Source organism: Parasphingorhabdus sp. (assembly GCF_039977335.1).
GTDB lineage: Bacteria > Pseudomonadota > Alphaproteobacteria > Sphingomonadales > Sphingomonadaceae > Parasphingorhabdus.
Window position 1 is genome coordinate 713,777 of sequence record NZ_JBDWDI010000004.1, and the last position, 17,148, is coordinate 730,924.

A 17,148-nucleotide genomic window follows, 5' to 3' on the forward strand; every position below is an offset into this window, starting at 1 on the left:
TTACTGCTTTCTAGCGTCAGTTATCATCAAAGGAGGCAAATTGTTGTTGGACATAGGATTGGGTTGCACGCAGGACGGAAAGCTGTCGCTCCAGCCCGGCAAAAGTGCCTTGCAACTGTTCACGAAGGCGATCACCTTCGTCATTAATTTTGACCCGGCGCTCCTCAATGGACTCCCGGATCGCATCAAGCCGCTCTTGTGCTTGCGCCAACGCGCCATTTTCGTCCTGCAACGAAGACGAGATAGTATCCAGCGCGCCTGAAAGACCGGTATTTGTTTCGGTCACAATGGCTGGCTCCAGCATCAGCTTGATCGCACCGGAATCGAGTTCCAGTGCTGCATCAAGCCGCGTATCGTCGATGCTCAATGTCCCGTTGCTTTCGGTCCGGACACCGATATCCGCCAGCGTCCTGAAGTCACCATTGTCGGCCAATGGCGTGGAGGTCAGTTGGCTTAGTTTCCGGATCACCTCTCGCGCGCCGCGGTCTCCGGCGAGCGGACCGCCGCTTGCACCGGCCAGTCCGGGTGCTGTTGCGTCATTTAAAGATGAGCGCAATTCGTTATAGGCGGTCACAAACTCAGTCACCAAACTGCGTACATCAAGCGGCTCTGAATCGCCGCTGATTGTGAAACTAGCCCCCGGTTCTGCCGCCAATAGTGACAGCTGCACACCCGGAATAGCGCCGGTCACGGCGTTGCTGCTATTGGTAAGTTCAATCCCATCCACCCGAATGATGCTGTCCTGAGCCGTCGCAATATTTGACAGGTTCAGCGCCGGTGAGGCTCCGCCCTGCGCAATTGTAAAACTGTTTTCTGTTCCCTCTTGCGCTTCAAAAACCAATCGCGCCCCGGCATTGTCGGTCAATATCGACGCCGTCACGCCGCTGTTGCTGGCATTGATCGCATCTTTCAGGCCAGCAAGGCTGTTATTCGTATTGTCGATGACAACATCAAAGCTGCCGCCGCTATTGGTAATAGTCAGAGTGCGCTCGCCAATGGGGTCGGAGGCACTGGCAAATATGTCGGTCATTTCGCGCTGTGCCGATGCTGTCTGCACAACCTCCACTGAAGCTGGCAATCCTTCCGGCCGGGCACCCTCCAAGACCGTTGCATTGGCCAAATCGGTACGGCTGGAGAGCAGCTCACCAACAAATCCCTGACCATTCAACGTCTCTTTTACAGCATCAGCAAATGTCGCCAGTGCCGAGGCTGTGGCTGCCATTGCGGATATCCGGCTGCTGTTGAGCTGCGCACGTTGATTGAGCTGGTTCAACTTCACACCCGTTGATGCGGCAACAAGGTCAGACACCAACTGGGAAGAGTTGATACCAGAGCCGGCACCAATGCTGTTAATGACATTATCAAACATATATTCTCACCTTCTGGGAGATTTACGGCTGGTTTCGAGACAAATTAAGGTGATGGGATCGGTTAAAAATCATGCCAATCGGCTCCCATCCACGTCGAATTGCATATCTTCTGGCAGTTGAATTCGCGGCTTGTTCAACGGACTGACCATCTTTTCATCCAGCTGGATCAGGAAGCTCAGAACGGCAGCGACCACGGCATAAAGACGGTCATCAATTGTCTCGCCCACATCCGATGTATAATAGATGGAGCGCGTAAGATCGGGATATTCCATTATCGGTGTACCAACGTCTGCCGCCATTTCGCGCATCGCAAGAGCGATGGCATCACAGCCTTTACCCAGCATTACAGGTGCATAATCCTGTTCCCGATCATAGCGCAGCGCGACAGCAAAGTGCGTAGGATTGACCAACAGGACTGTTGCGTCAGCGACCGCCTTGCGCGTTGAATCGCTCAGCATTTCGCTGCGACGCTGACGCTGGATGGCGCGGGTATCAGGCGAACCTTCGGTTTGCTTATACTCGTCCTTAACCTCTTGCTTGGTCATTTTCAGTCGCTTGCCGCGCTGAAACAGCTGGATCGGTACGTCGATCATAGCGATCAGCATCAAGCTGACCGTAATCCCGACCAGCAATTTCAAAAAAAGCGACGTATAGCTTGCGACTGCCATGTTCAGATCTTGCGCGCCCATTTGCGCCAGATCTTCAAGATGCAAGTATAATATGGTCCCGCCAACAATACCCAGCAACAGGACTTTCATCATCGATTTGCCCAATTCCATCAGGCCGTTTGTGCCGAATATCTTTCCCAGTCCCTTAATCGGGTCCAGCTTGGACGGCTTGGGTTTCATGGCTGACCAGCGAAACCCGAGTGATCCTAACAGAGCTGGCGTTGCGATGGCGGCGATGAGCAGGACAGTGAATAGCCCCATAAATTCCGGTATCAGGCCAGAAACAAGCGAAAAGCTGCGCCCCTCAATATCAAAGGCTTCGACGTCCCCCCGATTAAAGACCAAAGCACTGGTGAGCATATCGGCGAGCGCTTGATAAAGTGTGCCGCCAAACATCACGATGGCGACCGTACCGACAAAGGTGACCATCGCGCCGCCAAGATCGCGGGACTGGAGAACATCACCTTTCTTGGCGCTATCCTTCAGCTTCTTTGGGGTTGGTGCTTCGGTCTTTTCGCCGCCGCCTGGGGATTCTTGCGCCACTATCCGCCTCCTGCGATCCGTGCAGCTTGACCAAGCCCCATACCAAGTGACCGAGTAATAGTGTCGGCCATGATCGGCGCCGTAACCGCCAGCGCGACCAGACCGGCGGTGATGGTAACCGGAATACCCACTGCAAAAAGGTTTAGCGCGGGCGCAGTGCGAGCCAAAAAGCCCATGATCAATTGGGTCAGGATGAGCGCCCCGCCAACGGGCAAGGCAATCAACAATCCCATGGAAAACAGCGTGCCGCCAAATTCTACAATGCCCAGCAACAATTCAGGTCCAAGAAACGCGTAGCCAGGGGGCAAGGCGGAATAGCTTTGCACAATCGTGGCCAGCAGCATCAAATGACCATCAATGGCCAATAGCAACAATGTCGCCAATATCATCAGAAACTGGCCGATAACCGGAGTAGACTGGCCAGTCTGCGGGTCGGCCATGCTAGCGAAACCAAGACCCATGGCATTACTGATCGTTTCACCGGCGATTAACACGCTGGAAAAGCCCAATTGCAGGGCAAAACCGATTGCGACGCCGACAAGCACTTCGCCCATAACGAAAATAGTGTTGTTCAGGCTCATGGCGGTGTTGCTTGGCAAATCGAAACTCACGGTGTTGGTCGCCACCATACCGATCATGAAAGCGAGGATGATACGGACCTGGACCGGCACATTGGCCGCACCGAATACCGGCGTTACGACCATGGCGGCTCCGGGGCGGATCATCGCCATCATCCATATCCAGATTTGGCTCTCTACATCAGCAAAGCCCGGCGCAATCATAAGAGCAGATCCGGTATGCGGGCAAAAATCTCTCGGGTAAAATCAACGATCAACACCAATATTGATCCGCCGAATACAGCCGCCATTACAGCTACGACAACCAGTTTGGGGACAAAGCTCAAGGTTTGTTCATTGATTGAGGTCGCTGCCTGCACCATGCCGAGCAAGAGCCCGACGAGCAGTGCGGGGATCAGCAACGGTGCGGCTGACAGCGCGGTAACCCACAGCGCCTGTTGCGCGATACCGACGAAGAAATCTGCGTTATCGGTCATCGGCTAGCTCGCAAACGAGGCCGCGAGAGAGCCCATCGTCAGAGCCCAACCATCAACCAGTACAAATAGCAGCAGCTTGAACGGCATCGATATAATTACCGGTGACAACATCATCATACCCAGCGCCATCAAGACTGCGGCGACCACCAGATCGATGATCAGGAATGGCAGGAAGATCATGAAACCGATCTGAAAAGCGGTTTTCAGTTCGCTGGTGACAAAGGCCGGCAGCATGATCGAAAACGGGATTTCTTCGGTCGATGCAAAGCCCTCTTCATCGGCGAGGTCCATGAACAGGCGGAGGTCCGACTGACGCGTTTGTTTCGCCATGAAGCTGTGCATCACCTTGCCGGATATATCGACGGCCTCAGTCAACGTGATCTCGTCCGATGAATATGGGGCAATCGCCTGTTCGTTGATCTTCTCTATGCTCGGTGCCATCACGAAGAGGGAGAGGAACAGCGACAATCCGATCAAAACCTGATTGGGCGGGGTCTGCTGCAAACCAAGCGCGTGGCGCAATATCGACAGGACAATGATGATCCGGGTGAAACTGGTCATCATGAGGACAATAGAAGGCAATATCGTGAGCAACCCCATCAGGATGAGGATTTGCAGCGTGATGCTCAGCGGCTGTCCATCGCCCGAGACATCATCAAGAGCGCGTTCCAACGCAGCGGAAGCGCCAGGAGCGGCTGCTGCTGCCTCTGTTGGAGATGCCGTTGCCGCCTGGGCAAAGGATGGGTCCGCGACAAAGGCAGAGGCGATGAACGCCAGAACGACCCAGATATATTTAAAATTAGTCCGCATTTTTCGCATCAATCTTTGCAACGCCATTGCGGGTGACGGACAGAAGGATTTTGCGTCCTTCAAAATCGACAACCGCCAATTTGTTATTCACGCCAATGGGCATGACCTCGACGACATTCAGGCTGTTTGAATTTTGCCGCATCATGTTCTGCGGCTGATATTTGCGGTACAACCAAAGCGATCCGTAAATCAGCAGCGCGATAATCGGCAGCATGATGACCAGTTTGAGGATATAAAAGGTCATCAGTTGCGCCTTTCAACCCGCGCCCGCGCCATGCCGTTCGACACGATTTCCGCGATCCGCACGCCAAACTTGTTGTTGACCGGAACCACCTCTCCGCGCGCGACCAGCGTGCCGTTGACATTAATGTCGATCAGCTGGTCAACTTGGCGATCCAGCTCGACAACCGAGCCTTCTTTCAGGTCCATTATCTCAGAGACTTTCATTGATACGCTACCGACCTCGACCGACAGGCGAACCTTGATATCGGAGAGAAATGCATAGTGATCTTGTGGTTGGCTGATTGTTGCTGGCGCCGGTTCTGCGGCACTCAAAGCTTCAGCATCATGTGTCATGTCGTTCATCTTCTGGTCCTATAGAAAGTGTTTTATTTTGAAGGCGACACCGCCATTTTGCTCGCCGATGCTGCCATGTGCGAAGACACGGTCACCAACGATGAGCGGGACGTTATCGGTCGGCGCAACGGGCAATATGTCGCCCACAGCAAGCCTCGAAAGCTGCGACAAATCCATAGTCGGCCGCGCGAGTACAGAGCGGACAGGCATGTAAACATGGTCGAAGGAGTCTTTGAGAGAATGCTGCCAGCTAGGGTCCACTATTTCGTTGTCGCGTTGTAGCGGGCGGCTATGCTGCGGATCGATGGACACCAGTCCATCGACCGATTGAAGCAACTCAATGGCCTCAACCCCATGTCCTGAAATTTCGATGCGCGCTGCTGCAACGAGGATATCATCATCGTCGAGTTGCATCTCGATATCGTCTTTATCGTGGACAAATCCGGAATAGCGAACCGCCGACTCACATACTGTTGACCAGCTATCGCTCAAGCTGGTTTCCACGGCCTCGCCCAATCGCTCGATCATCCGTAGTTCGGAACGATTCAAAGGTCCGGTGGCGCAGCTCTCTCCATCATATTGACCGCCAAAAAAGCAATCGACACAGGCGGTCAAAAACAGGCGCGAGATGCGAACCCAAATAGGAGGTTCCGATATACCAAATTGATATTGCAGATAGACAGAATCCGTTTCCTGCGCTTCCAGCCAATCGGTAAATTTCGCCTTGTCACTGCTCGCGAGCTCCAGAGCAAGTTCACATCCGATCACGTTGATCAGATGCCCCTTCAACTGCCCGGCCAGCCGCTTTTCGACTTTGCCGTACATCGCCAGAAGCGTGTCATCGGGGCCGCCCTTTTTCAGGAGACTATGCTCTGCCGGTGCTGGACTTGGAGAAGAATTAGACATGGCCTTGATACTTTCTGCAGGTTTACTGGATGACCAGGCTGGTGAAGTAGACGTCTTCTATCCCACCAAAACCGGCTTTTTCTTTCAGCGTTGTGTTAATGACATCCCGCAATTTTGCCTTGAGTTTGACCTTTCCGACCGGCGTCTCAAGCTCGATCGGATCTTGCTGACCCAGCTCCAGGAGCACGGCAGAACGAAGTGCAATTTCATGCTCGGTGACATTCTCAAACACACGCTCGTCATAATAAGTCGAAATAGCGAGCGACATTTGTGCGAAGCTTTCAGAATGAGATAAGTTTGATGTAAAAGGCTGCTCAATCTGGTGATACGTGACCTTGAACTTACTCTCGTTTTCAGTCGGCATCGCGGTTTTTGCTTCTTTTTCGCTAACAGCTGTACCGTCTTTCAAAATGATCTTGGGCTTGTTCGGGTCTTCCGGTTCGTGATTTTCACCGCCCATGCTGCCCGCAACATAGAAGCCGCCAGCCGCGCCGCCGCCGCCGACAATGGCAACACCCAACAGCCCGATGATGGTGCCCTTCATCTTGCCCTTTTTCTTTTTGGGTTTTTCTTCTTCTTCTGGATTATTATCTGACATTGTTACCTCTGAAATTTCCAACGGTTCTTGTTGCTTGATCTATGCTCAGGCGTAGCGACTATTGTCGGACGGCATTTGCTGATCGGCCTGACCTTCAATGGGCGTCGATTGCCGATAATTTTGCGATGGATTGGAGCGTTCTTCCCGCGCGTCACTCCGGTCTTGCTGAGCAAAATTCATGCTGTCATTGCCGGAAGACGAGAATATATTGTCCCTGACGTCCACGCGCAGGGTCAGATCGGATCTCCCTTGCGCCTTCAGCATATCCTGGATCGCCTGGCTATGCTGTACAATGACTTCACGAGCCGCATCACTTTCGGCATCAATCTGAAGGACTTCTGATCCCCCCCTTGATACAAAGGACACTTCCAATCGGCCCAGATTTCTAGGATTAATCTCGAATCTCTTTAGATCTCCAGTGGCCGTCAGATCACTCAGTTCCGAGGCAAAGCGCTCTGCAAATTGCGGCGCATGCCAATCAAAATTCACAGTTTTTGGTGTGCCATTGGTCACGCCATTTACCGCAGTTGACTGGACCGGAGCAGACAGTTCAATATTTCTGTCCAGCTGACCGGTTGCGGGACGGCTGTTCAATTCCGCGAAAGATGGTTTGGTTTCGGTCCCAATGGGCTTGTCAGCCGCGAGGGATGTTTCGCCAATTTCGGATTTGATAGGCTGCCGAGAAACGGAATCCTCAATCTTGCTCTTGCTGGCCGTCCGAAGATCAAGCGCGTCTGTAATCTTCCGTCCGGCCCCATTGTCCGACGGTGTTTTGTTACTTAAATCATTGGCTTTGGTTTGATTGGTCATGCTTGGATCAAGCAGAGGCTTTGCTGCGATAGAGGTGCCCACTGTAGAAGCATGGGTTATGGTTTCGGCCGGATTGCGTTTCGGCATATTGATATCCGAAGGCTCCTTGATCACGCCCTGCGTGGAAGAAGATAAAAACTCAGTCTTTGCACCACTTTCCAAAACCGTTTTGCCGTCTGCCAGCGGCTTGCCTTCAATCAACGGCTTGAAAGCGGCAGGTGATTTGCTCTCGACGGCCTCGCGGCTTTCGATTGATGATGCATTCAAATCTTCCGAAACGGCAGAGTTTCGCAATATTGGCGGTTGCGTTTCTGTAGCAGCGACCGCTTTCTGGCCATCTGTGGTGGCCGTCGCAACACCATCATCATTGACTGTCGGACCGTCAACAAAGATCAACGGAATGGAAGCGCTTTTGGGAGCATCTGCCATTTTCTGCTTCTGTTGATCATGGCTGGACTCATCGGCTTCAATATCCGCGTGATCCCGCCCAACAGTCAATGCATGTGCGTTTGAGTGCGCTTCAGTAGCGGCACTGCCTGACTGTTTCGAATTTGATGACGAGACCGAACTGAAGCGTTCTATCTCTGAGACTGAAGGCAGCGATTTGGGTGCATCAGCGGGTAATTTGCTTTCGCCCTCAACTTGTTCGATGGCAAATTTCGTTCCGATCGTCTTGGCGATCTCCCGATCACTGACAGGCGGAACCGGCTGGTCATCACTGCCAACCAATTGCTCCAGGAACTGCATATCGCTTTTTTCTTCTGATGCGTCTGTACCGGCACCGTCAAGCGTCAGACGCGATCGATCTTCACCCGGCAGCAGAAGGGAGCTGAACTCTATATTTGCAGTTTTTGTTTCCATGTTCGAAGGCTTTGCAGAAAGCATGCCAATTATGGAATGAGCGGCCTCTGACATGATCTTACCAATCATCGCGACGATCCTTCCTTTTATTATTACCTATATTATACAATATGTTATGCCGGATATCGTTTTTGAAAATTTCCGATTTCCGGGCTTTTTGCAGGTTGGAGTTGAGGAGTTTTTCTGTCCCCTCATAGGTCGTCCGGGCGGCAAGGTTTTGCCGCTCTGCATGGGCAAAGTCTTGCCGGGCGGTTTCCATCGATGCCTCAATCGATCGCTCCGCATCGACCAAACGTTCTGAAAGCTCCATTCTGGCGGACAACATATCTGCGTCGATCGCTTCGACACCGGACAATGTTTCGTTCTGCAGATTCCTTATCCGGTTGGCATTCTGTTCGAGGATCGCACACTGATTGCCAGCCTTTGCAAGCGCGCTTTCCTTCAGTTTCTTCTGGGTATCACGCACCTTCAAGATACGCTGCAAGCCCTTCACTTTGCGTTTCATGACTGAAACAGGTCAGACAGATCACTGATACTTTTTTGCAGATTGACCAGTTCACGCGGCTTTTGCTTGAGATACTCGACCATGATCGGCCATTGCGCCAACGCTTCGTCGATATCGGGATCACTCCCGGCTTGATAAGCCCCCATCAGGACCAGATCGCGATTCTCCTCGTAGATGGACCAAAGTCTGCGAAAATGCGTTTGCGCTATGTGATGATCTTCATCGATAATATCGACCGCGACCCGGCTGATCGATTTACCGACATCAATGGCAGGGAAAATCCCCTGTTCCGCCAAGGATCTGGACAAAATAATATGACCGTCGGCAATGGCACGAGCGTTGTCGACCACGGGATCATCAAGATCATCACCATCCGCGAGAACCGTATAAATCGCGGTAATCGAGCCCCCTGTCTCGCTATCATTACCTGCCCGTTCAATAAGCCGCGGGATCATGGATAAGGCAGAAGGCGGATAGCCTTTCATGGTTGGCGGCTCTCCTGCTGCCAGGCCGATTTCGCGCTGCGCATGAGCAACGCGGGTCAGGCTGTCGATAACCAGCACAACCGATTTGCCTTCTGAGCGATAATGTTCGGCAATTGCCGTTGCTCGGTGCGCCGCCTTTAATCGGGACGAAGGTGAGTGATCAGCAGGTACCGCAACTGTAATGGTCGGGACCGCGTCCTTTTTCTCATTCCGGCGGGTAACGAAATCATTCACTTCGCGGCCGCGTTCACCAATAAGACCGACGACAACCACATCCGCAACCACGCCATCCAAAATCTGGTTGATCAGCATCGATTTGCCAACTCCGGATCCGGCAATGATCGCTAGACGCTGTCCCCGGCCGATAGTCAAAAGGCCATTCAGCGCTCTTATCCCCATATCAATGGGTGTCGTAACACTCGCACGGCGCATCACATTGCCTTCCATTCCCAACAATGGCACGCTTTCTGTCGCGAGTATCGGTCCCTTACCGTCGATCGGATCCCCCATTGGACCGATAATGCGACCAAATAGTGCATCACCAACAGCCGCCTCATTCGATTTCACGTAGGGCAATACGCGGCTTCCGCTTTTTAGCGGCGCATCCTGTACCATCGGGATCATCAACGCTCGTGATCCCTTGAAGCCAACAACTTCTGCACTAATTTCTCGGCCATCGGTGGCAATAACCCTGCCCGAATATCCCAGCGGATAAGCAAAGCCAGTGACTTCCAACATGCCATTATCATGCGCCGACAACTTACCGACTTGCCGCGGTTCATTGCTGATATGCTCGATCCGCGCTAACAGGCCCTGAATGCCCTTCCCGCTATTGCGATCACTGACAAAGGTTTTCGATGGATCACTCATGGTCACCATCCGACTGCTGGCCACTAAATTCATCGATTAGCCCGCGCAGTTCATCCAGCACGACTTCGGACCCTTTTTCGATCCAGCCCCCTGCATGACTAAGCTTCAGATTTCCGCGCAACATCAATGCGTCGGCACGCAAGGGTAGCTTGCACAAATCTTGATCAATCAATGCCATGTCATCGGGATGCAGGACCAAGCTTGCACCTTTCTGATCCTGATCAATTTTATCTGCCAATTGCGTAGCCCAAGCCTGCAACAATACAGGATCTGGCACGGCCAATTCAGAACAGCGGCGAAATAATGATTCTATGGCATTCAGAATTAACGAGAAACTTCCAGTGGATTGAAGGTCATTCAAATAGCAAATGGCATCTGCCAGATTGGCGGCGGCCTGATCAGTGATTTCTTTTTCGGCCGCCATGGCTGCCTGCCCGTCTTCCCACCCCTTGCGATAGGCAGCTTCAAAAATATCTTCTTCCTGACCATCGACACCTGCGGCGTTGGCAGAACCTTCCGCGTTGCCAAAGCCCTGAAACTGTCCGCCGGAAGCAGAAGATGTGCCGCCTTTCAGCTGGCCGGACCATGCCGAAAATTCCTTCTGCTCAATCGGCATCCGCCAGAGCGGGACTACATCATCCCCATGAAGATTATGTTCAGAGTGCAGATCAGACATAGTCAGCGCCGCCGCCGGACATACTGATTTCGCCGTTATCCAGCATCACTTTGGCAATAGCAATGACACCTTTCTGGGCATTGATTACAGCTTCCATCGGCTGCGGCGGCGCTTCATCAATCTCGTCCTGAATGGTTTCGGCGGCACGCTGTGACATAGCAGCGAACATTTTGGCTTTGAGTTCGCTGGATGCGCCGCGCAGTGCCGGTACCAATATTGCGGTATCGACCTTGCGAACCACTGTACCAATGTCTTTGTTCGACAGGTTCATCAAATCGGCGAACACGAACATTTCATCTTCAATTTGCTTACCGATCTTGCGATCCCGTTTGGTTACGCCTTTAAGAACCGCCTGGCTGAGCTGTTTCGGCAGGCTGTTGATGATCGATGCAGTATCCATCACGCCGCCAATTTCCATGGGCGGTGCAATCTCTTCGGCCGATGGCCCATTATCTTCCAGCAAAGCGTGGATTTGTGCCAGCGCATGAGCGCTAACCGGTCCCAATGTTGCCACGCGATAAACCAGCTCTTCTTGCAAGACCTGCGGTAGCAGTTGCAACATTTCTGCTGCAACTTCAGGGGACATGAAAGACATTAGCACCGCCGAGATCTGCGGCGGTTCGTTCGACACCATTTCGGCCAGATCCTTGACCGGGATCCATTTCAAGATTTCGGCGATATTGCTTGGCCTTTTCGGTGCGAAGCGGTTCATCATCGTTTCAGCGCGTGATGTGCCGAGCGCTTGACGGAATACCCGTCCGACTTTTTCGTCTGACTTATAGGCCAGCATCGTTTGATTCTTGGTGAGTTGCAAAAAGCGCTCCAACGAACCGTCAATCTGCATCGCATCAACATCGGCCACGCTGATCATAGCCTCACCGAGCATCTCAACTTCCTGTGGCTCCAAGCGCTCCAGAATCTTTGCCGCTTCATCATCGTCAAACAGCAACATCAGGATAGCCGCCGTCTGCCGGCCGGTTACGAGTTCCAGTTGCTTACCATTGTGATTAGAGTTTTCAGCGTTTTTTGATGTGGCTTCAGCCATCAGCTTCCTCCAACTCGTCTGCTTCTTTCAAAAGTTCCTTCACAACCAGCGCCGCATGATCTGGGTTCTGTTTGACAAAACTCTGGGTCAGGAGAGCACGTTCCTGATAGCTCGGCGCGGCCTGGATCATGTCTACCGTGACGGACCCGCCAGGAGCCTGCAGTGCTGCCGCTTCGCCGCCAACAGCGGCGCTTGTTTGCGTTCCAGCATTAAGCAGACCGGCATTTTGCGCCATCAGATCACCGCCTATGACGGAATTATTAGCTGCCGCATTGGCCTTCAAATCCTTCTCCGCATTGAGCCAACGCTTCAATATCGGACGGGCAATTACAAAGATGATCAGCAAGGCAACGATAAGCGCAGTGACGTTTCGGCTCACAATTCCAAACCAGGGCGATTCATACCAAGGCTCTTCAGCCTCTTTTTCGGTGACCGGTCGAAACTGGCTGGCAGAAACCGCGATCTGGTCGCCCCGTTCGGCGTTGAAACCGATCGTGCCTTTGACCAGTTTTTCTATTTCCTGAATCTCTTTGGGCGACTTGGCATCTTTCAAAGCCTTGTCATCAATCGCAACGGCAACTGAAAGCCGCGACACCTGACCAGTCGCCTGATTGGTTACGGCGATTTCACGTGCGAGCTCAAAATTACGTTGATACTCTTCGCTGGTTTTCTTTGGTTCCGTTTGTTGTGCACCCTCTTCTTGTTCAGCGTCGGGCTGATCTTCGAACTCTGCCGCAGCGGGGGGGCGATTAGCGAGAGCGCCTGGTATACCACCGAGTTGCGGACCACCAATAGGTTCTTCGGAACGCATGCCTTTTTCTGACCTCAGAACCGAGCCGTCAGTTGGGTAGATTTCACTGGCCGCCTGTTTTTCATCAAAATTCACATCGGCCGTTACTTCGGCAACAAAGTTTCCGGGCCCGACCATTGGTGTCAGAAGACTGGCCAAAGACTGACGATAACGATCTTCTATCGCCGCCTTTATTTTAAGCTGGGCATCATTTTGGTTGGATTCCGGATCTTCGCTGCGGGATAGCAATCTGCCATTTTGATCAATCACAGAAACATTGTCAGCAGACAGACCGGGCACGGAACTCGCTACCAGATTCAATATGGCTAGCGTTTGCCGCTCATCAAGCTTGGTCGAACCCGCCAATTGCAATATCACCGACGCTGCCGGTTCGTTCCTGTCGCGCAGAAAAATGCTCGGCTGCTCGACAGCCAGATGCACTCGAGCAGACAAGACATTATCAAGCGCTTCTATAGAACGCGCGAGGTCCATTTCCCTAGCGGTGCGTAACTTTTCAGATTCAACGGCGCGGCTGGCACCCATTGGCATGCTAGACATCACGGTGTCGCCGCTCGGCGCCGTGCGTGGCAAACCCTGCCCTGCCAATTCGATTTTTGCGGTATGATAGTCTTCATTGCTGACCATCAACGCTCCGGTAGTATCATCAACCTGATAAGCGATATTGGCACTTTGCAGCGCCTGCATCACTGCCGCTTTGTCATTATCCGGCAGTCCGCGAAACAGGTCGCGCTGCGCCGGTTCGCGCAGCATTAGCCAGGCAGACAATGCTGCCACCAAAACGGCTGATAATATAATAAGCGGCATGGCACGTGCAATTGCAGGTTGCCGAGCGAAATTCTGGATGCCGCCCAAAATGCCGCCAGCATTGGCGCCATTCCCGTTCATTGCAAATGCATCAGCACCTACGGAAGATACAGGCGTAAGTGTCTGATTATTGGATGTTTGCTCAGCCATCTATCAAACCTGCATGTTCATGATGTCTTTGTAGGCAGACAAGAGTTTGTTCCGAACCTGCAAAGTGGATTCAAAGCCCAGTGAAGCCTTGTGTTTTGAAAGCATGACCGCTGCCACATCATTGGTCTCACCCATTTGATATGCCGTGGTTGCTTCTTTGGCGGTCGCTTGAAGTTGATTCACCTCTTGAATAGCGTCGGTCAACTGCGCTGCAAATCCGGCAGGGCCTTCGGTCTTTGCTGGCGCAAGCGTTTGACCTGGGCCTGTCAATCCCGACGGCTTGTTGGCAATGTCCTGCAAAGCGTTGTTGCGGTTCAGGATCGCATTGCGTGCGGCCATTAGGCTGTTCATATTGACGGAAGACATGATCTATCCCCTGCTCAAGCCGCCAACGCACGCATATCGGCCATCCGATAGCGCAGCGTCCGTTCAGAAATGCCAAGCTCTTTTGCAGCTTCGCGGCGGTTGCCATTGGTTTGTTCCAGTGTTTTGGAAATCGTGTCATATTCGACGCTTTTCGAAATCGAATGCAGATCACGACCGCGGACGAACCGCGCAGAGCTGCCTGGGTGGACGGCATCTTGTTTGGGTTGGGAAGACAGGCTTTCACCAGAGAACATGAGATCACTGGCTTCGATCCGACCTCCATCACACATCACCAAAGCACGTTGTAGAACATTGGCAAGTTCACGGACGTTACCGGGCCAATGATGGGCCTTCAGCCGATCAACACAGCATTGGGAAAGCGCAATAAATTTCTGGCTGCCTTTTTGAAAGTCCATCATCATAAAGGCGGAAATCGCAACTATGTCAGCAGGACGTGCCGCGAGAGGTTTCAATTCGACCGGCATAACATTCAAACGCCAGTAAAGATCTTCGCGGAATTTTCCGGCATTGACCTCTTCTTCAAAATTACGATTGGCTGCACAAATGATGCGGACATCAATTTTCTCATGACGGGTAGCGCCAACGGGGAGAATTTCCCCCTCCTGCAGCACACGCAACAGCTTGGACTGACTTCCCAGAGGCATCTCTGTAATCTCATCAAGGAAAATTGTGCCGCCGTCTGCCTCCTTGAATAGTCCAACAGCGCTGGCATAGGCTCCGGTAAACGCACCTTTCTTGTGACCAAATAAAATGGACTCGATCATCGTTTCGGTGATTGCGGCACAGTTGACGGTCACAAGCTGTTTGTCTGCACGCGTGCTATTTTCGTGAATATATCGCGCAACTCCCTCTTTGCCGGTACCGGTTTCGCCGGTGATCATGACATTGGCATCGCTCTTCGCCACGCGGGCGGCATATTTATATAAGGCAATAGATTTGGGATCCGCAAAGGCCGGCCCTTTGCCCCCGCGCATGGATTCAATGATGCATGACAGACCAAATTCTCTGTCGGCATCACCAAATTCAATGCGTGGGGGCTGGCTGAGGGTAGCCGGAACGAAACGGAATGGGCCATCGCGAAAAATTACGACGGGATCTTTTGCACCACCATTAGCACCTGTTTTCGCTACGCCATCAATGTGGGGTAGTTGCGTAGCGGCAGACGACAATGAATGGTTGGAGTGAATAGTTTCAACACTCGCAAGCATATCAACAAGCTCTGGAAATCTAGAGACCAGGCTAGACTTTATTGCGTTGTTGATCATAACATTCCCTCACGTTTTACTCTGAGCACGGGATCCTTTGATGTGCTCATCCGACACTTCGCAATCCGCGTGCCAGTTTTGGGGAATGGCTGAAAAACGACGTATTTCTCTCTGAAGCCGTCGGTTATCCGACATTTTTGTCGGAAAGCAGACACCTCTGAAGGGCCCCTGTCGGATAACCGACAAGTTTTTTTCATTAATTTATCTAGACCCCACCGTTAACTCCTCTGAGGCCGCTTCAGGAGACGAGGTGACCCACAACATTAATCAAGTATGTTAAGTGTGAAAAGGATGTCACCATGACTGTAATAGGAACTAACGTAACGGCGCTGCGCACCAGCTATGCTTCTAACCAAGCTGAAATGGGCCTTGCCAAATCTATCGAACGCCTTTCAACCGGCCGCCGTATCAACTCCGCATCTGATGATGCTGCTGGTAACGCGATCGCTACCCGTATGACTTCTGAAGTTCGCGGCCTGAACATGGCTGTTCGTAACGCCAATGACGGTATTTCGCTGGCGCAGACCGCAGAAGGCGGCATGAACGAAATTACGAGCATGTTGCAACGTATGCGTGAACTGTCTGTTCAATCTGCCAACGGCACGCTTTCTGGCGGTGACCGCACCAACCTTCAGACCGAGGTTACCGCTTTGATCGCTCAGATCGGTGATGTTGCATCGCGTACAACCTTCAACGATGTTGCTTTGCTTGACGGTAGTAACGCATCGATCAACATTCAGACCGGCAGCGACGCCAGTCAGACTGTTGCTGTTACATTGACCGATGTGACTGCTGCTACCTTGGCTGTGGATGCGCTGGACATTAGCACCGAAGCCGGCGCTGGTGCGGCACTGACAGCTCTCGACACGGCTCTGGATACGATCACAACGGCGCAGGCATCTTTGGGTGCTGATCAGAACCGTCTGCAAACAACGGTATCCAACCTTACTGACCGGGTTGCTAACATCACGGAATCACGTTCGCGTATTCAGGATGTAGACTTCTCTGCTGAAACCACAGAACTGGCCAAGAACCAGATTTTGAGCCAGGCTTCATCGGCGATGCTTGCCCAGGCTAACCAGTCTCAGCAATCAGTACTGAGCCTGATCCGGTAATTGAAATTCTACCATCAAGAAAAGCCTCTTCCCCTAACCGGGAGGAGGCTTTTTCTTTGCCTGCAACATTTCTAGTAATTGGAGATAGAACAGCCGAAAGTCTATTTTTCGCTCATGGCGGCTTGCAGCTTTTCCAAGGCCCGCTTTTTTATCTGACAGACCCGAACAGACGACACATCAAGAACTGCGCCGATTTCATCGAGCTGCATCTCCTCTATAAAGTAACAGTTTAAGACCAGCTGCTCGCGCTCGTTTAGCTTCTTCAGATTTGCCGACAAAAGATCGACCATTTGGCTTTTCTCAAGTGTCTGATGTTGATCATCCTCCTGATTGGAGAACCAGCTGCTGGAATCGCAATAAACTTCATCCAGAGAATCGACATGAATATCGATTGCCCGGTCGGCATTTTTACGAAACTCCACCTGGTCCATGCCCATTGCTTCAGCCAGCTCAACTTCGTTCGGCTCACGGCCGTTTTGCTGGGCCAGTTGTTCACTGATCCGGCGCAGCTTCTTGTTCCATTCAACCGAACTTCTCCGCAAGCTGCAGGTCGATCGCAAATAATCGATCATTGCGCCCCGGACACGAACATAGAGATAGGTGCTGAAATTATGTCCCTGATCGACATATTTCGCGGCCGCCTCGACCATCGCGACCAGCCCAACCTGGATCAGATCTTCAATCTCTATCTGATCGGGCGAGAATGATTTGATCTGCCAGGCAATCTTGGTGACCAGGCTTTGGTTTTCTTTGACCAACCTGTTCTCATCAATTTGCATGGCACCATAAGCCAGAGATGCTTTGTTTTTGGGTTGTTGCAACATATGTTCATTCCACTC

19 protein-coding genes are annotated in these 17,148 nt (G+C 52.2%); 1 reads left to right on the forward strand and 18 read right to left on the reverse strand.

From position 1 onward, the window contains the following. Positions 1 to 16 precede the first annotated feature (16 nt). From fliD to ABJM21_RS10775, 17 genes are all read right to left on the reverse strand, one after another. Positions 17 to 1,369 (reverse strand): flagellar filament capping protein FliD, encoded by a 1,353-nt coding sequence (gene fliD, locus ABJM21_RS10695; protein ID WP_348301161.1) that lies wholly within the window; start codon positions 1,367 to 1,369, stop codon positions 17 to 19. Positions 1,370 to 1,438: 69 nt separating this feature from the next. Then, positions 1,439 to 2,581, reverse strand: coding sequence for a flagellar type III secretion system protein FlhB (locus ABJM21_RS10700; RefSeq protein WP_348301160.1), 1,143 nt, complete (start codon positions 2,579 to 2,581; stop codon positions 1,439 to 1,441). Continuing rightward, complete coding sequence (fliR, locus tag ABJM21_RS10705) at positions 2,581 to 3,363, reverse strand: flagellar biosynthetic protein FliR (protein WP_348301159.1); 783 nt, start codon at positions 3,361 to 3,363, stop codon at positions 2,581 to 2,583. Before fliR ends, ABJM21_RS10700 begins: the two co-directional genes overlap by 1 nt. Continuing rightward, complete coding sequence (locus tag ABJM21_RS10710; RefSeq protein ID WP_348301158.1) at positions 3,360 to 3,635, reverse strand: flagellar biosynthetic protein FliQ; 276 nt, start codon at positions 3,633 to 3,635, stop codon at positions 3,360 to 3,362. Before ABJM21_RS10710 ends, fliR begins: the two co-directional genes overlap by 4 nt. Before the next feature lie 3 nt (positions 3,636 to 3,638). Continuing rightward, positions 3,639 to 4,445: a flagellar type III secretion system pore protein FliP gene (gene fliP / locus ABJM21_RS10715; protein WP_348301157.1), complete on the reverse strand. Its 807-nt coding sequence runs from the start codon at positions 4,443 to 4,445 to the stop codon at positions 3,639 to 3,641. Next, positions 4,435 to 4,689 carry a flagellar biosynthetic protein FliO gene (locus tag ABJM21_RS10720; RefSeq protein WP_229953994.1) on the reverse strand — a complete coding sequence of 85 codons (255 nt, stop codon included), beginning with the start codon at positions 4,687 to 4,689 and terminating at the stop codon, positions 4,435 to 4,437. Before ABJM21_RS10720 ends, fliP begins: the two co-directional genes overlap by 11 nt. Next, positions 4,689 to 5,030, reverse strand: coding sequence for a flagellar motor switch protein FliN (gene fliN / locus ABJM21_RS10725; protein ID WP_348301156.1), 342 nt, complete (start codon positions 5,028 to 5,030; stop codon positions 4,689 to 4,691). The genes ABJM21_RS10720 and fliN overlap by 1 nt, the downstream gene beginning before the upstream one ends. 9 nt (positions 5,031 to 5,039) lie before the next feature. Next, positions 5,040 to 5,927 (reverse strand): FliM/FliN family flagellar motor switch protein, encoded by an 888-nt coding sequence (locus tag ABJM21_RS10730; RefSeq protein WP_348301155.1) that lies wholly within the window; start codon positions 5,925 to 5,927, stop codon positions 5,040 to 5,042. A 22-nt stretch (positions 5,928 to 5,949) separates the two neighbouring features. Then, positions 5,950 to 6,525, reverse strand: coding sequence for a flagellar basal body-associated FliL family protein (locus tag ABJM21_RS10735; protein WP_348301154.1), 576 nt, complete (start codon positions 6,523 to 6,525; stop codon positions 5,950 to 5,952). 45 nt (positions 6,526 to 6,570) lie between these two features. Further along, positions 6,571 to 8,265: a hypothetical protein gene (locus ABJM21_RS10740; RefSeq protein ID WP_348301153.1), complete on the reverse strand. Its 1,695-nt coding sequence runs from the start codon at positions 8,263 to 8,265 to the stop codon at positions 6,571 to 6,573. Continuing rightward, positions 8,255 to 8,701: a hypothetical protein gene (locus ABJM21_RS10745; protein ID WP_348301152.1), complete on the reverse strand. Its 447-nt coding sequence runs from the start codon at positions 8,699 to 8,701 to the stop codon at positions 8,255 to 8,257. The genes ABJM21_RS10740 and ABJM21_RS10745 overlap by 11 nt, the downstream gene beginning before the upstream one ends. After that, on the reverse strand, positions 8,698 to 10,056 hold the full coding sequence (locus tag ABJM21_RS10750; protein ID WP_348301151.1) for a FliI/YscN family ATPase: 1,359 nt from the start codon (positions 10,054 to 10,056) through the stop codon (positions 8,698 to 8,700). The genes ABJM21_RS10745 and ABJM21_RS10750 overlap by 4 nt, the downstream gene beginning before the upstream one ends. Next, positions 10,049 to 10,732: a hypothetical protein gene (locus tag ABJM21_RS10755; protein WP_348301150.1), complete on the reverse strand. Its 684-nt coding sequence runs from the start codon at positions 10,730 to 10,732 to the stop codon at positions 10,049 to 10,051. Before ABJM21_RS10755 ends, ABJM21_RS10750 begins: the two co-directional genes overlap by 8 nt. After that, complete coding sequence (locus ABJM21_RS10760; protein WP_348301149.1) at positions 10,725 to 11,777, reverse strand: FliG C-terminal domain-containing protein; 1,053 nt, start codon at positions 11,775 to 11,777, stop codon at positions 10,725 to 10,727. The genes ABJM21_RS10755 and ABJM21_RS10760 overlap by 8 nt, the downstream gene beginning before the upstream one ends. Continuing rightward, the gene (gene fliF, locus ABJM21_RS10765; protein ID WP_348301148.1) at positions 11,770 to 13,542 is read right to left on the reverse strand and encodes a flagellar basal-body MS-ring/collar protein FliF; all 1,773 of its coding nucleotides are present in this window, start codon (positions 13,540 to 13,542) and stop codon (positions 11,770 to 11,772) included. Before fliF ends, ABJM21_RS10760 begins: the two co-directional genes overlap by 8 nt. A gap of 3 nt (positions 13,543 to 13,545) precedes the next feature. Continuing rightward, entirely contained in the window at positions 13,546 to 13,908 is a 363-nt protein-coding gene (gene fliE, locus ABJM21_RS10770; protein WP_348301147.1) for a flagellar hook-basal body complex protein FliE, read from the reverse strand. A 14-nt stretch (positions 13,909 to 13,922) separates the two neighbouring features. Next, entirely contained in the window at positions 13,923 to 15,137 is a 1,215-nt protein-coding gene (locus tag ABJM21_RS10775; protein ID WP_348301146.1) for a sigma-54 dependent transcriptional regulator, read from the reverse strand. A gap of 356 nt (positions 15,138 to 15,493) precedes the next feature. On the opposite strand from ABJM21_RS10775, the gene ABJM21_RS10780 reads away from it, so the two are divergent. Then, a complete protein-coding gene (locus ABJM21_RS10780) occupies positions 15,494 to 16,309 on the forward strand; it encodes a flagellin (RefSeq protein WP_348301145.1) in 816 nt (271 codons plus the stop codon). Between the two features lie 101 nt (positions 16,310 to 16,410). Here ABJM21_RS10780 and ABJM21_RS10785 read toward each other — a convergent pair whose 3' ends face one another. Beyond that, positions 16,411 to 17,133 (reverse strand): sigma-70 family RNA polymerase sigma factor, encoded by a 723-nt coding sequence (locus tag ABJM21_RS10785; RefSeq protein WP_348301144.1) that lies wholly within the window; start codon positions 17,131 to 17,133, stop codon positions 16,411 to 16,413. Between the last annotated feature and the right edge of the window lie 15 nt (positions 17,134 to 17,148).

What these genes read in the sequence shown, in the direction of transcription:
- fliE (WP_348301147.1), bottom strand. Translation starts at nt 13,908, where the DNA reads ATGTCTTCCGTCAATATGAACAGCCTAATGGCCGCACGCAATGCGATC.
- ABJM21_RS10745 (WP_348301152.1), bottom strand. Translation starts at nt 8,701, where the DNA reads ATGAAACGCAAAGTGAAGGGCTTGCAGCGTATCTTGAAGGTGCGTGAT.
- ABJM21_RS10755 (WP_348301150.1), bottom strand. Translation starts at nt 10,732, where the DNA reads ATGTCTGATCTGCACTCTGAACATAATCTTCATGGGGATGATGTAGTC.
- fliN (WP_348301156.1), bottom strand. Translation starts at nt 5,030, where the DNA reads ATGAACGACATGACACATGATGCTGAAGCTTTGAGTGCCGCAGAACCG.
- fliF (WP_348301148.1), bottom strand. Translation starts at nt 13,542, where the DNA reads ATGGCTGAGCAAACATCCAATAATCAGACACTTACGCCTGTATCTTCC.
- ABJM21_RS10710 (WP_348301158.1), bottom strand. Translation starts at nt 3,635, where the DNA reads ATGACCGATAACGCAGATTTCTTCGTCGGTATCGCGCAACAGGCGCTG.
- ABJM21_RS10760 (WP_348301149.1), bottom strand. Translation starts at nt 11,777, where the DNA reads ATGGCTGAAGCCACATCAAAAAACGCTGAAAACTCTAATCACAATGGT.
- ABJM21_RS10735 (WP_348301154.1), bottom strand. Translation starts at nt 6,525, where the DNA reads ATGTCAGATAATAATCCAGAAGAAGAAGAAAAACCCAAAAAGAAAAAG.
- fliP (WP_348301157.1), bottom strand. Translation starts at nt 4,445, where the DNA reads ATGCGGACTAATTTTAAATATATCTGGGTCGTTCTGGCGTTCATCGCC.
- ABJM21_RS10780 (WP_348301145.1), top strand. Translation starts at nt 15,494, where the DNA reads ATGACTGTAATAGGAACTAACGTAACGGCGCTGCGCACCAGCTATGCT.
- fliR (WP_348301159.1), bottom strand. Translation starts at nt 3,363, where the DNA reads ATGATTGCGCCGGGCTTTGCTGATGTAGAGAGCCAAATCTGGATATGG.
- ABJM21_RS10775 (WP_348301146.1), bottom strand. Translation starts at nt 15,137, where the DNA reads ATGCTTGCGAGTGTTGAAACTATTCACTCCAACCATTCATTGTCGTCT.
- ABJM21_RS10720 (WP_229953994.1), bottom strand. Translation starts at nt 4,689, where the DNA reads ATGACCTTTTATATCCTCAAACTGGTCATCATGCTGCCGATTATCGCG.
- fliD (WP_348301161.1), bottom strand. Translation starts at nt 1,369, where the DNA reads ATGTTTGATAATGTCATTAACAGCATTGGTGCCGGCTCTGGTATCAAC.
- ABJM21_RS10750 (WP_348301151.1), bottom strand. Translation starts at nt 10,056, where the DNA reads ATGAGTGATCCATCGAAAACCTTTGTCAGTGATCGCAATAGCGGGAAG.
- ABJM21_RS10785 (WP_348301144.1), bottom strand. Translation starts at nt 17,133, where the DNA reads ATGTTGCAACAACCCAAAAACAAAGCATCTCTGGCTTATGGTGCCATG.
- ABJM21_RS10740 (WP_348301153.1), bottom strand. Translation starts at nt 8,265, where the DNA reads ATGATTGGTAAGATCATGTCAGAGGCCGCTCATTCCATAATTGGCATG.
- ABJM21_RS10730 (WP_348301155.1), bottom strand. Translation starts at nt 5,927, where the DNA reads ATGTCTAATTCTTCTCCAAGTCCAGCACCGGCAGAGCATAGTCTCCTG.